The organism is uncultured Thalassospira sp., from assembly GCF_963976115.1.
Lineage (GTDB): Bacteria > Pseudomonadota > Alphaproteobacteria > Rhodospirillales > Thalassospiraceae > Thalassospira.
In genome coordinates this window covers 46,385-70,317 of record NZ_CAXBJJ010000004.1, presented here as the reverse complement: position 1 = coordinate 70,317, position 23,933 = coordinate 46,385, and the positions used below count along the sequence as shown (strand labels likewise).

Annotated in this window: 3 protein-coding genes; all 3 read right to left on the bottom strand. The window is 55.2% G+C overall.

The window, feature by feature from the left end:
- Positions 1 to 39: 39 nt before the first annotated feature.
- From AAC086_RS05620 to AAC086_RS05610, 3 genes are read right to left on the bottom strand one after another with little or no spacing between them, the layout of a single operon-like run.
- A complete protein-coding gene (locus AAC086_RS05620; RefSeq protein WP_339776356.1) occupies positions 40 to 4,668 on the bottom strand; it encodes an SDR family NAD(P)-dependent oxidoreductase in 4,629 nt (1,542 codons plus the stop codon).
- Positions 4,665 to 16,715, bottom strand: coding sequence for an amino acid adenylation domain-containing protein (locus AAC086_RS05615; protein WP_339776355.1), 12,051 nt, complete (start codon positions 16,713 to 16,715; stop codon positions 4,665 to 4,667). Before AAC086_RS05615 ends, AAC086_RS05620 begins: the two co-directional genes overlap by 4 nt.
- Positions 16,716 to 23,705 carry a beta-ketoacyl synthase N-terminal-like domain-containing protein gene (locus tag AAC086_RS05610; RefSeq protein ID WP_339776353.1) on the bottom strand — a complete coding sequence of 2,330 codons (6,990 nt, stop codon included), beginning with the start codon at positions 23,703 to 23,705 and terminating at the stop codon, positions 16,716 to 16,718. It abuts the gene before it with no gap.
- Positions 23,706 to 23,933: the final 228 nt, after the last annotated feature.

Genomic DNA, 23,933 nt, shown 5'->3' with positions numbered 1-23,933 from the left:
ATGTTGTTTGATCGTGATATCTTATCTGTAAACAGCGGGTTACAGAACATCGCTTTCCCAATCTTCGCTATCTGTTTCGGTGGTTTCTGCGTCTGCAGCCGGTGCTGGGAATTCTGTAGAGCCATCTGGTTTCCGGCTGCCGGTGACCAGGTCAAGCAGGCCGTTGATCGTTGGTGTTGTAAAGAAATCCTTCATCGCGACCGTCACCCCGAAAGCATGCCGGATGCGCGATAGCAACCGGGTCGCGGCAAGTGAATTTCCGCCTTGATCGAAAAAGCTGGTGTCATTGTCAGGCGCGTTGGCACCAAGGATGCGCTGCCAAAGCTGGGCAAGGAAGGCCACCGGGTCGGATGGCAGGGTTTTGGCTGTGTCGGGCGTGTTTAAGGATACAGCACGGGGCATCGTGGCACTGCCGAAATCAGGCTTGAACGACTGACCGACAAGAATCTGCGGCACGATGCCCAGCGGCAAATGACGGAACACCTCTATCCCTTCCTCAGGTGAGATGCTGTCAGCGAGAAACGGATTGGCAACCTGATAGTCGTCCTCCGTTCCAAGAGCTGCCAGCAGGTCATCAACTGCCTGGCTGGCCTGTTCAACAGGTGCAAGGGTCAGGTCCGTGATCACCCCGACAAGGGCACCTTCCTCATCAAGCAATTGCAGATTCAGGCGCAGCACGTTGTCGGCATCTTGCTGCAGGCTTTCACAGACCGAGACAATGCAGTCGCCAAATGGTGCATACTGGCGGAATGCGCCATATCCCACCGGGATTTTGGGTTCTGAAAAGGCATGAATGCTGGCGACCATATCAAGCAATGCCGGATGGATGGTGACATCTTGCATATCGCCCTGATAGCTCTTTCCAAGACGCGCCATCGCGCGTTTCTTGCCATCATCATTTTTCAGCAAGGTCAGGCAGTTCCAGCGGTCACCCAATTTCAGGAAGTTGGTCGATGGCAAGGTGGGCAGGGGGGTTTCGGTGTCAGGTGTGAGATCAACAGAACGGATGGACATTTCCGGGATCGCTGCTGTTTTAATCACACCACGTGCGCATAGTGTGAATGACCCGTCTGCGTTTACGCCTTCAATGCGTGCCAGAACCCCGTCACCGCTATCCATCAGTGAAATGACAAATTGCTTGGTGGCACCCTGATCAAGTTGCAGCGCGGACAGGAATACCAGAGGTTCGATCGAAATGCCCTGTATGCTGTCGGCCTCCCCGACCAACTCGCGATGTGCGGTAAGCAAAAGGTCAATGACGGCAGTGCCGGGCAATGTGGGCAGGCCGTTCAGGATATGCTCGCGGACAACCCAGTGGCGTGATGCATCAAGGGTTCCAACATAGCGCACGGACCCGTTAGCCATATGCTGCTGCTTTTCAAGTATCGGGTGGTTCAGCCCGGTTTCCTGAACGGGCGTGATCCATATGTCATGGGCGACACCAATATCGCGCCAGGAACACCAGTTGACTGACATTATCGGGAACGGCGCGTCCTCTGTCTGGGCAATGGCATCCAGAACGGCGCAGTTGGCCGCGTGAACCACTTGTCCCCGGCCTGGTTTCTGGGCGGCAAGGCTGGAACAGAGGACAAGGAAATCAGGCGGATCGCTCCTAAGCAAAGATATCAGTTCGGGTACGGCAAAAACCTTGGCGGCCATGCCGGTCTGTTCTGATGTTGGTTCCAGGTCGCGGATCAGCTGTTCGTTGCGGTCATGTGTCGCATGGATAACGCCATGGATGTGGCCGAAATGTGCACGAGCCTCGGCAATTGCCATTGCCAATCGATCCTGGTCGGATATGTCCGCCGTAATGGGCAGGACTTCCGGGCTGAGTTCCTGCAAGCTGCGTAAACGTTCGGCAGCGCGGTTTGGCTTCGTATCATCCAGAGCAGGTATTGATCGGCCGATGATCACCAGTTTCGCATTCACTTGGCGGGCAAGGTATTTTGCAATGGTCCAGCCAACGCCGCCAAGACCGCCGATCACGACATAAACACCACCGGAAACCAGCTTGTTTTCCAGCACCGGTTCCAAAAGCGCGACGGGTCTTGTTTCGGGGCGCCAAAGTCGGTTGCCGCGTTTGGCGAGAAGGCCTTCGGGGGCCTTTCTCACGTCGTCTGCCAGCCTGTATGTTGCCGTCGGTGTCATCGCCCTGGCGTCAAGGTCAAGGCAGCGCAAGGTGATGTTGGGGTATTCCTGTTTGGCGGTCAGAACCACCGCGCCCAGTGTGGCACGGATCGGAATGATCGGCTCTCCACCGGAAACCTGCGCCATGCCGGTTGTCAGAAAATCGAGATCAAACGCGCGGTTCGGCCAGACAGCTTCAACAGCGCGCACCCAGCTGATCGGATCAAGGAAGGCTGTTTTAAGTCCTTCTTGCGGGGGGGTATTTGGACTGTCATTAAGCGGAAGGCAGCACAAAATTGCACTTGGTCCCCAAATTTTCAGGCGCGTCAGAAGTGCCTGGATTTGAATGTCGTCGGTCAGATCTGCGCAATAAAGTCCGTCGGCAAGGTTGGCGACTTTTCCACCGGGGGCGTGCTGAACAAGCAGCACGGTTTCGCCAGATTTTTCAAAAGGTTCAGCGAGCGCCGCACCAACGCCCTTTTCATCGAGAACGATAATCCGGCATGACGGGGTCGAACGGGTAACAGATGCGGTGACCGGTTGCCAGCCAGGAACGGCAGTAATCCGCGGGCAACCGTTGGCGCTTTTCGCTTCTGGCACCTCGTGTGTTTGTCGGACATTGTCCGTTAGTACAATTTGCTCAGCCGTGCTGCCCGGTTTGGCATCTAGCCAGTGGTGGCTGCGTTCAAACCGAACGGTGGGCAGGGCAATGCGCCTGGCATCGGTGGTTCCCGGCAGGGCAGACCAGTCACAATTGACACCGCGCAACCACAACTGACCCGTTAGCCAAAGCAGTTTATTTTCCCCAGACGCGCTGGTGGGGTCAATATAAGTATGATGGGGGGCTGAATCGGTTGTTTTATCGATGATAATGCAGGGCAGGTCTGCCCCCGGGCATTGATCGGCGGCATGAAGACCGAGTTTTGTCAGTTCCGATGTAAAGAAGCCTTCTTGGTCAAACACCACCGGATCGCGCAAGCAGGTCTCCTGGAAATCCGATGCGGCGTTCAGCCTGGTGATGGCATCATCAATGTCGTTGGCAATGATTGCAAGGCGGTGGTTGAAACCGTGACGACCGACCTGAAGGGTATGGGCGACATCGTCAAGGCGGATATCAGGATTTTTGGTTAAGTGATCGGCAAGGGTGGTGGCCGACGCCTTTAATGAGGAGGCTGTTCTGGCGGACAGTATCAGAAGCTGATGTGTGGAAACTGCAGACCTTTCGGGAATCCCCGGTGCCTCTTCAAGGATGACATGCACATTGGTGCCGCCATAGCCAAGCGAGTTTACACCCGCCCGTCGCGGTTCGTTTGACTCCGGCCAATCAGATGCGTTTTCGGCGACATAGAATGGGGAGGATGCGAAATCAATACGCGGGTTTGGTGTGTTGTAATTGATGAGTTTGGGGATTTTGCCGTGTTGCAGGGCAAGGGTGGCTTTAATCAGGCCGAAGACACCCGATGCGCGGTCAAGATGTCCCATATTGGGTTTCAGCGATCCAACCGCGCAATACCCGTTACGATGAGTGAACCGTCGATAGGCCTTGCCAAGGGCGGCAATTTCAATCGGATCACCGACCAGTGTTCCGGTGCCGTGGCATTCGACATAGCCAATGCTGTCGGCGGAAACTTCGGATTCTGCGATGGCGCGGGCAACGGCACGGGCCTGCCCGTCAATGCTGGGCGCGTTGTATCCAGCTTTGCTGCTGCCATCATTGTTTGCGGCTGATCCGCGAATGATTGAAAGGATTGGATCACCGTCTTCGATTGCGTCGCGAAGACGTTTGAGCAACACAACCCCGACACCGTTGCTAAACAACGTGCCATTGGCCCTGGCGTCAAAGGCGCGGACAACGCCATCGGGGGAAAATACGCTTTCGGGGACATAAGTATATCCCTGATGCTGGGGCGTGCGCACAGATGTTCCTCCTGCCAGAGCCATGTCGCATTCGCCTTCAAGCAATGACTGGCGCGCAATGTGAACCGCCAGCAAAGATGTCGAGCAAAATGACTGCACCGTCATGGCAGGTCCACGCAGGTTGAGCTTGTAGGCAACACCCGTCGCAAGGAAATCCGGGTTGGAATAAAACGATAATCCGGCGTCGGTATCATCGATATTTGGTGCAACAAAGGTCGGCCAGTAGGTGTCTGTGCTTTGTCCGACGAACAGGCCGGTGCGACCGCGTCCTTCGCGCGGGTTCTGCCCACCATTTTCCATGGCTTCCCAGGCGCATTCAAACAGCAACCTGTTTTGCGGTGGCAGGCAGTCGGCTTCGCGTGGTGTGAAGCCAAAAAAACCTGCATCAAACATCTCGATATCGTCAATAATCCCGGCCTTGGGCACATAGTCCGGATTTGCCATGGTGGCAGGCGATACGTTTGATGTTTTTTGCTCTTCCTTGGTAAAGGTCGAAATCGTGCAGGTTCCATCATTGATGATCTGCCACAGATCATCGGCGGTTTGTGCGCCGGCTGCGCGCAGGGACATGCCGATTACGGCAACCGCGTCATCATAGGATTCATCAAAACGGTAGATTGTCATGGCTGCGGTGTCTCGCTTCGTCGGGCGCGGCGGCGGCGTCGGCTGCTACGCACTTCAATATCCAGATCGTCGTCTTGTCGGGGGGACTGCGTTTGATTGCCGGTTCGGGACCCGGCGGAAAGGGTCGCAGCCATTGCCTGGATGGTCGATGTTTCATAAAGCTGGACGGGGGTCAGGTCTGCCGTCAGTTCGGCTTTCATACGCGCGATCAGTCGGCTACCGATCAGGGAATCCCCACCCAGATCGAAGAAGTTGTCGGCAACGCCAATGCCATTTACCCCCAGAATCTCTTCCCAGATTTTAAGGGTTGCGACTTCTTGCGGGGTGGAAGGGGCAATATAATCTACCGCAAGGTCCGGACGTTGATGGGGCGTTGCTCGTCGTGCTGATGATGTGTTTTCGTTCGGATGATCCAGGTGCGCGCTAAGCTGCTGATCAATGCGGTTGCGCATCGCGACCAGATCGCCACAGGCAACCAGAATATGGGGCAGGCCAATACATCCCGAGATGCGCTCAAATGCGCCAATCCCGTCATCCGCATCAAGTGCGGTGTCGTGCAATCGTTCATCCCGCCCTTGCTGCGGCTGCGCCGACATGCCGATGTTTTTCCAGCCATCCCAACCGATAGAGATCGTTGGGTACCCCTGGGCCGTTCGTTTGTGGGCCAGGCCATCAAGGAAGGCGTTGGCCGCGGCATAGTCAAGGATTCCACTATTGCCAAGAACCGCACTGGATGACGAGAAGAAGTACATCCCGTCAAGATCATGGTCGCGAAACAACTGATCAAGCACCAGTGCTCCGTCGCGTTTGGGCGCGATCAAGGCTGCGATGTTTTCATTGCTTTTGCCAAGGATCGGGCCTTGCTTCACCGCACCAGCAGCATGAATGACCGCAGTTGGTTTGCCAAACCGGGTCGTACAGGCGTTAATCGCGGTACGCATGGCGGCAAGGTCGGTAACATCGGCGGCAAAGTATGCGGCGCGCGCTCCCAGTTCCGCCAGCATGGTCTTTTGGTCAGGATTAATCTCGTTGGCGGCGGTGCGGCCAATCAGGAAGACGGAACTGCCATGGTTTGACATGACGTGACGGGCCAATGTCAGGCCGATGCCGCCCAAGCCACCGGTAATCACGATGACACCACCGGTGCGAAGAACCGATTGGCTGTTCGGGTCCAGTGTGATCGGCTCAAATTTCTGTACGCGTCGACGGCCCTTGCGCCAGACAACGATGGGTTCGTCATTATCAAGCTCGCGGTGCAGCGGCAGAAGTGCTGGATTGTCAAAGTCAATCAGGCGACAGCGAATATTGGGAACTTCCCTTGGCAGGCCCAGAACAAGCGGTGACAACATGGCGGCGTCCGGTGCAATTTCCCCGTCATCGGCATTAACAGCATGATGGCTTAGAATGACGAGGGTCACCTCATCACCAAGTTCGTCCAGTGTCCTGGCGGTTTGCAAAACCCGTTCGAAGGAAGGCGTGGTTAGGACAAGCGTTTTTCGTTTCGCCTCGGACGCGCGCAGGGCGTTTGTGATGTCTTCTGCGTTGCTATCGTCGGCAACGGTTCGGGTCGCCAAACCCTTTGCACCGAGCTGATCGGCGACCGCGCCCTTGGCAATAACAACAAGGTCATCTTGCGATCCGCTTTTGGCATGACCAGCGCCGAGCGGCACTGAGCGCCACTGCGGGGCGAAGTAATTTGGCCCTGATGACGCCTGTTGTGGTTTGTGAGGACGCGTCTGTTTTGATGCTGCGTTACCCTCGATCCAGTAGCGCTGCCGATCAAACGGATAAAGCGGAATTTCCAATCGGCGGCGTGCAGTGCTGCTGGCGATCGGCTCCCAGTTTACGCTAATTCCGGCCCGCCAGATATCGGCGACAACCGACGGGAAGTTTGAACTTTCCGGCAGGGTCTTGTCCGGTCCGGTGCGTGGGGCGGGGTCCGATGCCAGAATTTTTGCCGCTGTCGCGGCCGGGATTTGTCGCGCCCGGCTTGATAGCGCGCCCCCCGGTCCCATTTCCAGAACAAGGCCGGGGGCCTTTTCCATAATCGTCGTAAGTCCCTTGCCAAAGCAGACAGCACCACGAAGCTGGGCGACCCAATAGTTCGGATCAGTTGCCTGTGCGTCGCTGAGCCAATCGCCGGTCAGGCACGAAATCATCGGGCGCTGCGGACCTTTTAACGTGATGGTTGAAAGGATGTCGCGATAGGTATCAAGGATCGGGTCCATCATTGATGAATGGAAAGCGTGCGATGTCGGCAGGATCTGGCAGGACAGGTTTTCTGCTTCAAGCTTTGTCTTTATCGCGGCAATCGCATTTGCAGGGCCGGACAATACACATTGGCGCGGGCCGTTATCCCCGGCGATATCAACATCCGGGGTCACGTAAGGTTCGATTTTCTCGATCGAGGTGGCGACAGCAAGCATATCGCCTTCGGGCAGGCCTTGCATCAGGCGACCACGGGCAGCGATCAGCTTCACGCCATCTTCGAATGAGAAAACACCGGCCAAAGTGGCGGCGACATATTCGCCAACGCTGTGGCCGAGCATCGCACCTGGTATAACCCCCATGCGTTCATAAAGACGTGCAACGGCATATTCGATGATGAACAAGGCCGGTTGGGTGTTTTCCGTTCGAGCAAGGAATGCAGATGCCTCTCCAGTTACTTTGGTCTCGACCGGACCTTCAAGTGACGGGAACAGCATCGATTTCCAATGCACCAGCGATGAGACACTGTATTTAGCCAGATTAGAAAGCCCGCGATCAATATCGGCCCGGAAGGTTGAAACCGTCTGATATAGATCCAGCATCATGTCAGGATATTGCGCGCCCTGACCGGGGAACAATGCAACGATATCGGGTTTCGCATGGCACTGGTTCAGGGCATTTTTGGTAATCGCGTTGGCCAGGCCAGTTTGAAGTTCGGCTTGATCGGATGCCTTGATGACAGATCGCCAGCGATGCCCGTCACGCCCGCATTGCAGCGTATAGGCCAGATCGGCAAGGGATGCGTCGCCATGCGACTCAACCCAATCGCCAAGTTCTGAAAGGGCCGTTTCAAGTCCCTGGCGGCTGCCGGCGGAAACCGGGAAAATGGTGTTTAGTGGCAGGGATTTTTGATCGGACGCGGGTGATGGTTTTATTGCAGGGGGTTCAGCAACAACAATATGCACATTGGTACCGCCGATACCAAATGAACTGACTGCTGCCGTGCGGGGGCCGGATTTGTCGGGCCATTTCATTGAGGTTTCCGGCACGGCAAAGGGCAGGTCGGCGAACGGAATTTTCGGGTTTGCCAAACTGAACCCTGCAAGTGGCGGAATTTCAGCTTCGCGCACGGAAAGTGTGGCCTTGATCAGTCCGGTTACGCCTGCCGCCGCGCCAAGATGTCCTATATTGGCTTTTACAGCGCCAAGTGCACATTTGGCATCACCGGTACCAGGGATCGTTCCGCCGTTTTCGCGCCATGCCCGTGCGAGGGCCGCGATTTCGATTGGATCGCCAAGCGGCGTGCCAGTGCCATGTGTCTCGATATAGCCGATGTTATCGGGGGCTATTCCGGCATTCTGCCAGGCTTGGGAAATGGCGGCGGCCTGGGCAACTTCGCTGGGAGCTGTGTAACCAAGCTTGTGGTGGCCATCATTGTTGATGCCCCAGCCGCGCAATACGCCGTGAATGGTATCGCCATCGGCCATTGCGCGATCAAGTGGTTTCAAAAGCACCGCACCAACGCCATTGCCATTAACCGTACCGCTGGCATTGGCATCAAACGGATGACAGGCTCCGTCTTTGGAGGCGACCATTCCTTCCTGATAGAGATAGCCTTGCAACTGCGGCAATTGAATGGATACACCGCCGGCCAACGCCATTTCGCACTGTCCGTTGCGCAGGGCCTCGCAGGCCTGAACAACAGCGGTGAGCGACGTAGAGCAGGCCGTTTGCACCGTCATTGCCGGTCCGCGCAGATCAAGCGCATAGGAAACGCGTGTCGCAAGGAAGTCCTTGTCATTGGCAAGGGATAGCTCATAGCCGCCATTCATTTGCGACGGATCGATTAACCCGGCAAGATTGAACAGAAGATAGTTACTGATCTCTGATCCGGCAAAAACCCCAACCCGATCCTTGGGCGAACGGCGACCATATCCTGCATGTTCAAGGGTGTGCCATGCGCTTTCAAGGAACAGGCGGTGTTGGGGGTCAAGAAGTTCTGCCTCGCGCGGGCTATAGCCAAAGAAGCGGGCATCAAACAACTCGATATTTCCGAGTACCCCGTTCACTGGCACATAATTGGCATTATCAATCAGGGCATTTGGCACGCCAGCGCTGCGTAAGTCATCCTTGTCAAAGCGGATGATGCCGCTTTTACCTGCAAGGACCATTTCCCAGAACTGAAACAGGTTCTCTGCGCCCGGTGTTCGCAGGTTCATACCAATAATAGCGATATCCTGTATGCTGGCGGTTGACCGGGCCGCGGCAGGCATAGACGGTGATGCTTTTGCCCGTGCCGGTTCGGTGCGTGCGGTCGTCGTGCGCAGCAAGCTTGCCTGACTTTTGATTGTCGGGTTTCGGAAAAGATCGACGATCTCGACCTTACCCAGACGATATTCTTCGATTTTGCGTTGAAGCTGCGTCAGCATCAGGGACGAGCCGCCAAGATCAAAGAAATGTTGATCGGTCGGGATTTCACGGATGCAAAGAAGTTCGCGCCAGATGTCACGCAACCTTGCGTCAAAGGTTTCCCCGGCTTTGACGCCAGATGAGCGTGACGTGCTTGAATCATGCTGGTCGGTGATCAGGGCGGAAAGCTTCTCATCAAGGGCTTTGCCATCCAGCTTCCCATGGCTGGTGAGCGGCAGGGATGAAAGGCAAAGGAACTGTCGTGGAACAGCCGCACTGGCCAGGAATGTTGATGCATGTGCACGCAGTGCACTGATGTCGATTTGTTTTGCCGCATCATCAGCTACAAGGGCGGCCGCGACCATTTTTTCGCCCGACGGGGTGGTCAGAACACGGGCTATGGCGCTTTTGACTTCGGCATAATCGCACAGAACAGCTTCAACCTCGTCAAGTTCAATGCGGTTGCCGCGAATTTTTACCTGCCGGTCCTTGCGCCCGACGAAGCTTAGAACAAGTTTGCCCGATAAATCGCGGATGAAGCGGCCCAGATCGCCGGTTCGATAAAGCTTTGCACCTGACTTGTCGGGATTTTCGATAAAGGATTTGTCGTCTTCTTCCGGGCGGTTGAGATACCCAAGCGCAAGGCAGTCGCCGCCAATGGTGATCTCGCCTGTCATGCCCGGGGGAACAACACGGCCTTGATCATCCCGAATGGTGATATCGGTATTGGCAAGCGGGTAGCCGATGCGCACATCATCATTCGGGGTTGATGTTGCCGGTGTTGGCCAGCAGGTCACGTTTACGGTGGCCTCTGTCGGGCCATAGACATTAAACAGTTGTGCATTGGGTAGACGTTCGTGCGTGCGCTTAATCAGGCTTGCAGGCAGCACCTCGCCACCTGTGAACAGATATTTCAGGCTGCTGCCGTTCGCAAAATCGGGATGATCAAGCCAGGCTGCGATTTGCGATGGTACAGAATATATCAGGGTGACGTTGTGGTCCTTTACATACCGTGCAATGGCAGCGGGATCGTGGTGATCGTCAGGCCCTGTGATGACCAGTTTTGTTCCCGTGATTAACGGGACGAAAATTTGGGCAATTGCCGGGTCGAATGAAACCGGCGTTTGAAATAGAACCGCATCCTGTTTCTGATCAAGCGGCACGTATATCTGCATCGCATCGACGTAGGAACTCATTGCCCGATGTGGCAAGATAACGCCCTTGGGCCGCCCGGTCGTCCCGGACGTGTATAGGATATAGGCTGGATCATCGGGTGTGGTTTTGATCAAGGGCCCGGTTTCGGTCTCCTCAATGTTTTCGGGATCAAGGCAGAGCGTTGCGCATTTGTGTTGCTCTATCATCTTGCGATTTTCGGGAGTGGTCATCACATGGGTGATGTCAGCATCCCTGATAATGAAATCCAGACGGCCATCGGGCAGATCCGGGGGGAGGGGAATGAAGACTGTTCCTGCTTTCAAAGAGGCGAGTGCGGCAATGACCATATCTGCCGACCTGTCCATGAAAATTCCGACATGCCCCCCCTTGGCAACGCCCGCATCAATCAGCGATTTGGCAAGCGCATTGGCCCGCATATCAAGTTGCTTGCGCGAGAGTGTTTTGTCGTTTGCGATAATTGCCGTCTCGTTTGGCCCTTCCGCCATCATGCTTAATATGCGCTGATGGATGCATTCGCGGGCAGGAAGAAGGTTGTCCTTTTCGTTGGTATCAGGTGTGCCCGCCGGAAACGGACTAAGGCTGGCGATTGGATCACGCGCATGATCGACAAGCTGTCCAAGGAAGGCCTGATAGCATTCGGCAAGATGGGAAATGCGTTCTTCGTCCAGACAGGCCGTGTTGTATTTTAGCGCACAGTGCAGGTCATTGCCCAGTTTGAACCACTCGACCACCAGCGGGTATTGCCCTTCCTGCTGATCGATATAGAACGGTTCAAGGTTGATTGGGCCAAGTGTCATGTGCCCTTTGCGGCCTGGTACAAAGAACCCGGCAAGCGCTGGATCTTCGATCACGCGCAAGTGAAACAGGGTCTGGAACAGCGGGGAAAGTTCATTGCCGGTCGTGGCATCTGGTACGAGTGCCGCAATATCGCGGAACGGCAGATTCTGATGCGCCATCGCCGCGACAAGGTTGCGGCGTGTCTGATCTATCAGGCTGTCCCAATTTGCGGCCTCAGCCAGGTTCACGCGTAAGGGCAAGACATTGACAAAGAAGCCCAGTGTGTTGTCAAGATTGCCCTGACTGCGGCCCAGTGCAGGCGTGCCAAGCACGATGTCATTTCGCCCGGTCAGGCGATGTACAAGGGCAGCCCAACTGCTCATCAGGGTCGCAAACAGGGTTGCACCCTTTGACTTGCCAAATGCTTCGATTTTTTGCGCCAGCCTGGCATCAAGTGCGAAATGGTGAGTTTGCCCTTCGAAGCGGGTATTTCTGGTGTGGCCGTCCGCAAAGGGCGGTGCTTCTGCTTCTGGTGCACCGTTCAGGGTGTCGCGCCAGAAATCACGTAACGCATCGCCGTCGTTTCCGGAAAGATGCTTCTCGGTGTAAGCAACGTGATCTGCAAAGGTGACTTTTGGGGGGCTTACCTGTGGGGAGGCTCCTGCGACAAGCTGTGCGTAGTCTGTGCCTGCTTCCTGAAGCAGAAGCTCAAACGACCAGACATCCATGCTGATGTGATGGATCACGATCAGCAGTGTCCAGTCATCGGGGCCATGTTGCCAGACCGTTACCCGAAGGGGCAGTTCGCGGTCCAGCCGGAACGGCGCCTTATAGGCTGATATAACCTCGGCCTTCAGGGTTGGGGTATCCATGTTAGACGCCGGAATGACTTTAAGGTCAAATGCGTCCGGGCCACGGTACTGATTTACCGGCTCTGTTCCATCCCATGTGATGACGTTGCCAAGCAGTGCGTGACGTCGAATAGCGTTTTTGAATGCCTCGCTCAGGGCGTGGACATCAAGCTTGCTGTGCGACCGTGCCGTGAAACAGGTATGGAAGGCGACACTTTCAGGTGCCACCCGGTGCAGAAGCCAAAGCCCCTTTTGTCCTGCCGACAGGCGTTCGGGGTCTGCGATGGTGCTGGTGCTGGTGTCGGTTTCTTGCGGTGCGGTGACACTCGGGGATAAGCCAGGCGTCATCAGCACATCATGCAACTTCGAAATGGTTGGATGTTCAAACAGCAAAGTGGTTGGCAAGGCGGTCTCAAGGGCCACTTCGGCAGCATTGCGAATGCGCAAGGCCATCAGGGAATCAAGACCAAGCTCAAACAGGTCGCGGTCTTTGGGAATATCCGCTGGCGCGGCAAAGCCAAGTGCGGACGCGGCTTCAGCCAGAAGAATATTCATCAGGGCATGGCCGCGTTGATCAGCAGGCAGTTTTGCGACGGATGTTACATTCGCTTTGGTTGTGCCGGTCGCGCCTGCCGGTGCGAATTTACCATTAAGTACAAGCAAACCCGATTGTTGCGTGCCAAGCGTGCGGGCAAGGAAAGCCAAGGCTGCCTTGGGGGCAATTAATCCCAGGCTGGCCTGCGCGATTTGTGTCCGCGCGGCAGCCGAACTTGCCATCCCGTCGCCATCCCAGGGGCCCCATGCCAGCGATAGGGCCGGCAGGCCATCGTCTTTGCGTTTCGCGGCGAGTCCATCAAGGAATGCATTGGCGGCAGCATAAAGCGCTTGCCCGCCTGCACCGAGAACCCCGGCGGCAGATGAAAACAGTACGAAATGATCAAGCCCGATTGTGCGGGTTAACTGATCGAGAACCTTGGCCCCGCCGATTTTGGCCGCTGTCAATGCCGCGATATCACCGGGCTTGATATCGCTCAGCATTCCGGCAGCAGTACCGCCAGCAAGATGGAAAACACCTGCAAGGGGGGGGCGGGTGTTTTTGATATATGTAAAGACACCCGTCATGGCGTTCAGGTCGGCAATGTCAGCTTCGTGGAATGCGATGTCGGCATCGATAGCGCTGAACACTTTGCGCGCGTCATCGGATGGCGCGGTTCGGGAAACGATATCGATATATTGCGCACCCGCGTCAACCAGCCAGGCGACAAGCTGTCTGCCCAATGCACCGGTGCCACCAGTCACAAGATAAGTGGCATCCTCGCGAACAACCGTTTGGCCCGTTTCTTGTCTGGCGGTGGTTAGTCTGGCTTGGTAAAGGATTCCGTCACGCAGAGCAAATTCGGTATCGGTTGCCGTTGCATTTATACCGCGCAGCAGAGCTGTCAGCTTGCTTTCGTCAATTTCTGCCTCAAGGTCGATCAAGCCTCCAAAGCGGTTTGGCAGTTCTTTGGCAAGCGTTCGCCCGATTCCCCACAAAGAAGACGTGACAGGATCGACGTGATCGCTTTCCCGTACCTTTTGGGCATTAACGGTGGCTATCCACAAACGCGAGGTGCCGTTTTTCGTGATCTGCGTCTGGATCAGAGAAACAAGTTCGGCAAGGCACGTTTCATTGGGATTTCTGCCGCTCAGCCAGACGATGTTTTCACTATCAACGGTTCTCGCGTCCAGATTTTTGCTGGATGGGATAAAGGTCCAGTTGGTGTTTGCACCGTCCAAAAGAGAGGGGGCTTCGTTGACCGGGAGCCACGCCAAAGCATAGGCGGTCAAGCTGGTTGAACTTGCCATGGTAATGGCATCGGCAAGGGCGGTATGTCCGATATTTCGGCCTTCAACACCAGACAGGTGAAGAATAATGTTACCCCTGGCACCAAGGAATTCGACCTGTCCGTTTCCATTCTGGTCCAGTGCCGCCACGGATTGTTTTATGTTTGGGCTACCTGACGCGACATACAGCCTTTCGATCGAAACCGGGACGAAGGCGGCGGCGTCATTAACCGTCATCAGCAAGGGTAAAAGTTGCAACCCGGCATCGACAAGTCCGGGATGCAGGGCGCTTTGCCAAGGCGCGGGCAGGTGCGCGCCAAACTCGGCACGGGCAAAATGTTCATTTCTGGCAAAACCCGTGGCGAGACGGAAATTGGTTCCCAGTTCAAGGTTTCGACCTTGCTGTGCATAGACATTCTCTGGTGAGAGTGCTTTCAGGTCGTTTGGAGCAGGACTTAAAATCGATGTTGGTTCTTCCGAAACATCCGGCACCAGTGTTGCGACAAAATGCAGATTTGCCTGCATTTTGGAAATGCTGGCGATCTCGACCGGGCGCTTGCCGGTTTCATCGGCCTTTCCGATCAATAATTGTACCGTGACGGTGCCGTTGTCAGGAAGAACAAGTGGTGCAATGAACCTGATGGCTTCAAGCGCAAAGGCCTGATCGCCGATGATATCCGGTGCGGTGCCGATCACCATCGACAGATAGCCAGCCGCCGCCATTACCGGATGCCCCAGAACCTTGTGGTCGGCCAGAAGTGGCAGAGTGTCAAGACCAAGCTCGCTTTCCCAAACCATTTGATCAAGAAGCAGGCTATGGAACCGGCGCTGCAATAACGGGTGAGGCTGATCTGTCTGATGACGGAGGGCGGGCGCAACGCTGGTTTTCTTGCGTTTCGGGATGATCGGATATTCTGTTTCACCAAGATAACAGGGCAAAGGTTCAAAGGCATAGGTCGGAAGATCGATAAGCTGATAGCTGCCATTCGGGTAAATCCTGGTGGCATCAACCGATTTGCGCGATGTCCAGTCCTCGGCGGTCTTATGGACTTCGTCCGATATATGTGCCAGATCCCCTAGGACTTTTCCTGCTTTCGGAGATGCTGCGCTCCGCCATATCGCAAGGATATCTGCCAGCTCAGAGATACTGTTGCCAATGATGGCCAATCGCTCGGAAAATGCTGTTCTGTGGCTGAGTGCTGTTGCGCAGATATCATACAAGCCGGTTTCCGGCCTCGTATCGCGCAGGAATTTTTCCATCCGCTCTGCCTGACATATCAGCGCATCCGTGCTTCTTGCGGACAGTGCCAGAAAAACAGGCTCGCCGGGGGCCGTAGAATGCGGTGCTTTTGTTTCAGTCATCGGTGCTTCGCCGATGATCAGATGGGCATTGGTACCGCTAAACCCGAATGCACTAAGTGCCGCATGGCGTGTTGCAGTCGGGCCGGATGCTTCGGGCCAGCTTTGGGCCTGCTTTGCGACGGTTACCGGAACTTCGTCCCAAGGGATGTGCGGGTTTGGTATGTCGAAATGAAGGTTGGCCGGAATTGTTCGGTGCCGCAGGGCCATGATGACCTTGATCAGTCCGGCCATCCCGGCAGCGGCTTCGAGGTGGCCGATATTGCTTTTGACGGCACCAATTATAACGGGATCGGACGATGCGCGATCCTTGCCCAATGTTTCGACAATGGCGCTGACCTCTATCGGGTCACCAAGCGGGGTGCCGGTACCGTGCGTTTCAACATACTGTATATCGGCAGGGCTTAGTCCGGCCTTGTCCAGCGTTTCCCGGATCAGTCGCTTTTGCGCGGCACCATTCGGTGCGGTAAACCCGTTACTTGCCCCGTCCTGATTGACAGCAGATGCCCGAATGGTCGCAAGGATGCGGTCGCCATCACGTTTGGCATCGCCAAGGCGTTTGAGCACCACCATGCCGCAACCTTCAGCACGGCTATATCCATTGGCACGGGCATCGAAGGTTCGGCAGCGTCCATCGGGAGAGATCGCATTAAGCCGGGAGAAACAGACGTGAATGCCAGGTGCAAGGATAAGGTTAACGCCGCCGACGACGTTAAGGTCGGTTTCACCATTGCGTAGACTTTGACAGGCAAGATGGATGGCAACCAATGCCGACGAACAGGCCGTATCAACCGCAAAAGCCGGGCCTTCGATACCCAGGAAATAGGCAATGCGTCCGGCGGCTGTACTGGCAGTGCTGCCCGTCAGGGAATAGGCATCAATCGCCGACAGGTCGCCCGAATGACGATGAGCAAGGCTGTAATCATCCCCCGATAGACCGACAAAAACGCCGGTACGGCCCCCCTTTAGCGTTGCGGGAACGATCCCTGCATTTTCCAGTGCTTCCCATGTAACTTCAAGAAGCAGCCTGTGCTGTGGATCAAGGGCCTTGGATTCCCTGGGGGATAGCTTGAAGAACGGATGGTCAAACCGCGTGAGTGGCACATTTAGAAAACCGCCATCGGCGGTTACCATCTTGCCGTCACTGGTTTCTCCGCTTTTCTTGTCAAGCAGCGACTGCGCATCCCAACGGTCCGGCGGAACCTGCGAGATGCCATCTTTGCCGGTTTTAAGCAGATCCCAGAACGCGGCCGGGTCATTCGCCCCGGCAGGAAAGCGGCAGCCCATGCCGATAATGGCAATCGGCTCGCTCTGCCTGCTTTCAAGATCGGCACGCAGGCGTTGTTCATTTTTCAGCGAGATATAAAGCCGTTTTAGGGTCTCGCGGGTGTCATCCAATGTCGATTGGGTGTCGGCGTTCTGAGTCTTGTCGGTCCTGGACATTCAGCCGTCAAGCTCCTGTTTCACAAGCTCGTTCAAAGCAGTAATATCCATATCATCAAGCGCACTGTATATGTCCTCGTCGTAACTGTCAGCGGCACTGTAATTATCTGTTCCTGCGGCTTCGCCATTGTCGCCCAATTCGTCCTGTATCACGCTGTGCAGATAAGCAACCAGCTGGTTAAGCGTGGGATACTCAAAGAACAACCCTACCGGGAACGTCTTGGCCAATGCGTCGTTCAGATCATTGCGCAGCCCGACTGACCCCAGTGAATCCAGCCCCTGATCCATCAGAGCCTGATCAGGTTCAATCGTTGCGATACCGGCAAAGCTAAGGGCGTCGACCACACGAGCATGAACAAAGTTATGCAGGATCGATTTCCGCTCCGAGGGATCGGCTTGTTTGAGCAGGTCGATCAGGGGTGCAGATGTTGCCGCAGGCGCATTTTGTGGTTCTGTGCGGGCTTTCTTTTCCGGCAAGACATGCGCAAAGAACGGTTCGTCGATCCGCCCCCCCTGTTCCTTTGTACGGCTGACAAATGTTGCCCAATCGCAGTCAATCGCGCTGACATGTGCGGTGTCTGATGCCATTGCTGCATTGAGAAGGGAGATGGCCTGATCGGCGGAAAGTGAATGGATTCCGAGGCGCTCGAAGGTTGCACTTGTCCGGGCGGATCGGTTTGCCATGCCATCACCAGCCCAGGGTCCCCAGCTGATTGAAGTGGCGGCAACACCCGTAGTTCTAAGCTGTGCTGCATACGCATCAAGCATGGCATTTGCTGCGGCATAGGCGGCCTGACCACGATTGCCAATCACGGATGCGGCTGATGAAAACATTACAAAGAAATCGAGATTAGCGTCTTTCGTCAGGGTAGAAAGGTTTCGCGCACCATCGAGTTTTGGCGCAATGACATTGGCAAATTGTGCCTTTTTCGCCTTAAGCAGTGTTGCGTCATCAAGAATACCGGCAAGGTGAATGACGCCGCGTATGGGGGGCAAGCCACCGGGCAGGGTGATCGGTTTGGTGATGTCTGCGGCAATATTGACAAGATTGATTTTTTTGTCCTTGGCCTGCTGTGCGATATCCGGGTCAAGTTTGCCAGATCGGCTAAGCGCCACAATTGTTCCGGCACCTGAATCCATCAGCCAGCCAAGCAACGTGCTGCCAAGGGCGCCAGACGCGCCGCTGAGAACATAGGTGCCGTCGGCTTTGCAGCGCAGGTCTGTGTCGGTTTTGGCATCCAGACGCACAAGCTGCGGGCAGCGGCGCGTTCCTGTCGTGAAGTCAATCTCGCCGTCGCCGTCAAGCGGTTCGCGGATGACGGTAACAAGTTGGGCGGCATTGGTGCTGGTTGGCAACGTCAGATCAAGATGAATGGTTCTACAGGCGATTGCCGGATGCTCCAGGCCAAACACCTTGGCAAGGCCGGTCATGCCAGCGGACTCTGGCAATGCGGCATCCTGAAGAAGTGATATCCGAACCTTGCCGGCGCAATCGCTTTCCAGCGCGATTAGCGCCTGAAGTCCATCAAGAACCTCTGGCAGATTACTGCGGCAATCAAGGATTTCGACAATCCCGTTGGCGTCTGTTGCCAGCGCATTGTTGATTGCGGCTTCGATATCGTTTTTATCTGCAGTCGGGGCGATCAGTTGCGTATCATAGCCAGCCTTGGTCAATTCGGCTTTAAAGTCCTTGGCAAACTTCTGGTGATTGTCAGAAGTAAGGATGAGAACAGCAGCTGTCTTGATTGTTTCCGACGGTGCTTTGGTCTCTTGCCAGTCAATCCGATACAACCCGGTTAAGGATGCTGCTGCTTTGATGGGGGCCGTAATCGCAGCCAGATCAACGGCACGCCCGACCAGGCCTTCGATTGTCAGAATAGGGGTGCCGTCTGCGGCGATCAGATGGATTGTACCCTTGGCACTTTTGCCATCGCTTGCGGTTTCAAACTGCCCGGTGGCGGTCAATGAGGCATCGGGTTGCGGTACGTGATGGATAACCATCCGATCAAAACCGGCAGGCACAAATGTTCCCGATGTACTGACTTTGTCGGCGGTTGCGGCAATCATCAGCCCAAAGCAGCCATCCAAAAGACCGGGATGGAAAACATATGCCTTGGCTTCGGATGGGTTAAGGCCGTCTGGAAGCTTTAAGGTGCATGTCGCTTGGGTGCCCCCGCAGCGAATGTTTGATGCCCAACGATAGCTTGGGCCAAGCGTGATCTTTTTGGCAGCGAGAATGCGATCATAGTCATCGGAATTTACGGCGTCGGGACAGTTTTCGATGTTTGATGCCGCAGCGACGCCTTCGGATAGACGGCCGATCTTGCCTTGAATATGGCTTTGTGCGTCACCGTTTGAATGCGTACAGGCAAGTGCGAAGCTTGCAACCCCATCCTGGTTGGCGGCGTGGATCACAAGGTGCGCCTCAATGCCGTTGTCTGGCACGATGAGCGGGCGTTCAAACCTCACATCCGAGATTTCGGTTCCGGGCAAGTCCCCAACCGTGCCAAGCAGCATCGACATATGGCAGGCACCGGAAACAACGATCACACCGTTGATCAGGTGATCCCCCAGCAATGAAAGCCGGTCGGGATGATAGTCCGCGATATAAAACCGCTCGGTTGAGGCTGGCGTGGTGAAGGTGCTATTCACCAATGGATGGAGTGTTCCGGTATTCCGGGGGGGCCTGGCAGGTTGCGCTGTTTGGGCGCGACGCTTTGGTGGTTCAAGCCAATAGCGTTTGGTGTCAAACGGGTAGGTCGGTAGCGACAAACGATGGCGTGCAAAGGGGGCATCAAACTTTTCCCACTCAATCGCATAGCCCGCAACGACCATCTGGCCAAGGAGCATGAGCATCCGGGGCCACAGATCACCGGTTCCGGTTTCGGTCTCGACGATCAGCGGGATGTATCTGGCCTCATCGTTTGACGGAATGGAAACCGACGGCTTGCCCGATGCATCAGACAGCAGCTTTTTAACAAGCACGGCAAAATCCTGTTTGCCTGCAAGGACGGCCAGCATGTCGGGATCACCGGTAAAGGCGCGCATCGGCAGCCCCCAGGACCGCATCGTTCCGGCCAGCGCAAGCTGTATGGTTACACCGGCAAGTAAATCAAAACTCAGGTCATCGGGCTTGGCGATCCTATCGCGCAACCACGTAAGGACACTGTCGCGGCCAGAATCAATGATTACCTCGTCATAGTCTTCAAGAAGATGGGTGAAAACGGGCGCGCTTTTGAGAAGGTCCTTGCCAGGGGCGTTCGTGATTGGCATGTGCGAAAGTGCCAGAAACGTTGATTTACCATCTGTACGGATGGCAGGTTCAGCCAGCTTGTCGCGAAGGGTTGTCAGCGTGTCATAAACAAAGAAGCGCCGTTGCTCGAATGCCTTGCGTCCGGCATTTGCACTATATGCCAGATCGGCCGGATCTACTTCCCGATGGGCTGCTACAAAATTAAGATATCGGGCCTGCAACCGGTCAAGAGCTTTTTCATCGCGTGCCGCAAGAACAAGAATGTGCCAGGAACGGTCTGGCGTTTCTGCGTATTTCTGCGTGGTGGGGGCAGGAGCTTCTTCAAGAACGATATGGGCGTTTGTGCCACCAATACCAAGCGAATTGACGCCCGCCCGGCGCGGGTGACCGGCATTTTCCGGCCAGCTAATCGTTTGGGTGTTGACGTGGAACGGACTGTTTTCAAATTCGCAATCAGGATTTGCATTGTTGAAGTGAAGGGTTGGCGGAATTTCCTGGTGATGCAGGGCGAGTGCGGCCTTCATGAACCCGGCAATGCCGGAACTGATTTGCAAATGACCGAGGTTGGTTTTCACCGAACCAAGCGCACACCATTGTTTTGCCTTGCCGTTTCCGCGATATGCCTTGGCAAGGCTTCGGGCTTCAATCGGGTCGCCAACACGTGTGCCTGTGCCATGTGCTTCAAGGAAGCCAACCGTTTCCGGATCGATATCGGCGGCCGCAAGCGCTGCACGGGCAACATCGGTTTCGCCGATCCCGCTGGGTGCCATATAGCCGACTTTTTGTCCGCCATCGTTGTTAAGCGCACTCCCACGGATCACCGCATAGATGTTGTCGCCATCTTCCACCGCCTTGCGAAGCGGTTTGAGCAGTACCACCCCGACACCGCTTCCGAAAATGGTGCCGCCGGCATCAGCGTCGAATGCGCGGCAATGACCATCGGGGGAGACAATCATGCCCTCTTGCCATAAATGTCCGGCGGCCTGTGGTGCCTGTACCGACGATGTCGCCGCCAGCGCCATTTCACATTCGCCATTCATCAGACTTTTTGCGCCAAGGTGAATAACGACCAGACCGGTCGAGCACGCTGTCTGGACATTGAGGCTCGGCCCGCGAAGATCAAGTTTGTAGGATACCCGGGTCGAGACATAGTCCTTGTCATTGGCAACCATCGTCTGGAAGCCGCCCATGGAATCCAGTGTAAACACGTCCATTGGATCGCGGCTGTCCAGTCTGTTGCGATTTGGCAGGACGTTATTGACGAAATAGGTGTTCATGCTTGCCCCGACAAACGCACCAACGCGCCCCTTCAGGGTAAGGGGGTTATAGGCTGCGTCTTCAAAGGTTTCCCACGCACAGTGAAGCAGCAGGCGTTGCTGCGGATCGAGAAGTTCGGCTTCGCGTGCGCTATAGCCAAAGAACCCGGCATCAAAGCCTGCCGGGTCCCGCAAGGTTGGGCTGGCGCGGACATAATCCGGATGGGAAACCTGTTCGCGATCAAAGCCTGCTTCGACCAGTTCATCGACCGAAAAACGCGAAATGGTTTCTTTGCCCTGGCGCAGATTTTCCCAGAATTCTGCGATATTGTCCGCACCTGGAAAACGGCATGACATGCCAATAATAGCGATGTCTGTGTCCACGTCACGGGCGGTATTTTGGCGGACCTTTTTGCTTGATAGCGTTTGATTGTTGTCGCCATCATCGCTGTCGCGCCGGGCAACGAAAAGTGCCTGTGATCTGATGGTCGGGTATTGGAACAGGTCGACCAGTTCGATGGTTGGGGCAATCGGGCGCAACAGTGCCTGCAAACGCATCAGAAGGATTGAATTGCCGCCAAGCTCAAAGAAGCTTTCTCCCGGGTCGATGTCGTCAATATCAAGGGCCTCGGACCACAGAGCTGTGATTTTCTCTTCAAGCTCGGCGATCTGGTCTTGAGTGTGTGCCGGGGTGTCGTCCGTTGGTGCAGGTCGACGGCGCTTGCGGGGTTTTTCGGCCAGAATGGCGTGGTCAAAATCGCCATTCAGAAAACGTTTTTTCAGCGCGGATCGTTGAATTTTGCCAATCGACGTCTTGGGGATTTCACTTGTGGGCAGGGCGACAAGCTTCGCCAGGCGAATGCCGGTCTGGCGCGCCATATAGCTTCGGATCTGGTCAGCCAGAGATGTCAGCGTTTCTTTGTCGCTGGGGTCGCCGCTTTGCGGGCTAAAGACAAGAACGACGTCTTCGGTCGCAGTGGTTTCATTTCGAACGGACAGGGCAGCAGAGAAGGAAACGGCCACACCTTCGACATCTTCGGAGACAGCTTCAAGCTCGTTGGCCGCAACATTCAGACCATTGATCATGATCACTTCCGAGCTGCGCCCGGTAATGTACAATTCTTTATTTTTAAAGAACGCCAGGTCACCCGTTGCAAACCAGCCGTTACCGCGCATGACATCGGCGTTGACGGTCGGGTTTTCGTAATATCCCGCCAGAACGGATGGGCCACGTAGTTGCAGGGCTCCTGTTTCGCCGACGGGCAGGACGTTGTTTTCTTCATCCGTGATTCGCATTTCGGCACCGGGAATCACAGGACCAAGCGAGACATATGTCGGGTCCTCAGCAAGGATTTTTTTAGTAAGGCCGGGCGACCAGGTAATACCTGAACATGTTTCCGCCATGCCAAAGGCAGGTCTTAGCGCATCTTTTGGCAGGCCGTTGCGTTGCATTTTTTCAAGGAACAGTTGAACCGTTGTTGCTGTTACCTGTTCGCCAGCACTGACCAAAAAACGCATGCAGGAAAGATCATATTGTTTTTTGCCTTCGCCAAGGCGGGTATTGATCAGGGCAAAGGCAAAGTTCGGTGCCCAGGAAATGCTGGCACGGTAGCGATCAATCAAGTCAAGCCAGCGCAACGGATCGCCAAGGACATATCCGGTCGGGACATGAATTTGCGCTGCCCCGACATCCATCGGTACGACACCGAGAAATACCAGGGCGCCCGGATGATCAAGTGGCATCCAGTTCAGCGCGACATCCTCTACCGTGAATCCATTGGCCTGATTGGTGCCAGCTGACATTGCCAGAATGTTTCTGTGCGTCAGTTCGACCGCCTTTGGCCGGCCCGTGCTGCCAGAAGTCAGCGGCAACATCGCAAGTGTATCTGGCGATAGCTTTGGAAGGGCTGGCGCATGCTGTTTGGCCGTTGCATCATTTAGTGTGTCGAACGAAATAACCCTTAGGCCGTCCCAGCCATGTTCACTTCCAAAACCGGCAAGTTTGTCAGCAATGTCCGCGTCGGTTGCAATTGCAGGGCCGTTCAACATTTCCCAAACCGCACGTAATTTGCGAACGGGCGCTGCACCTTCGTCAAGTACCGTCAGCGCAGGGGTCGGAACAGCAACAACACCGCTTAACAAACATGCCCAAAGCAATGGAATGGTCGTGCTTGATCTGGCCGTTTGCACGATAAGTTTGTCGCCGACGCGAAATCCTGCCTTATGCAGCCCGGCGGCAATGGTTTCTGCCGTGGCAAGAAGTTCAAAATAGCTTGATGACATTTCCTCGCCATGGTCGTCGATATAGACGATCTCTTGTGACGGGAATTTTTGTGCTGCGTTTTGAAGAACATCTCCAACGCAGCGTTCCAGTCTCCAGAGATCTGTCAGAACCGGGCCGACCACATGCGAAAGTTGTGTGCTGCCATCTGCCTGGGTATCAACGCGGGAGATATTCGTCGAAGATAAGAATTCTGACATTTCTAAACCGCGGATCCATGATTTTCGTTTAAGGTTAACAAAACCCACTAAAAAGTATCAATGAAGACAAGGTAGTTCCATGTGCGACGACCATCAGAGATATGTGGATCAGGCCGTTATCAACCAATCTTCAGTCAGGTAAAACGTGCGTTTGGTTCTGATCAGGTGACCATAATTATTCACTCGTATAAAGGGTATATCATAATAGTTTGAATTTAAAATTTTTTA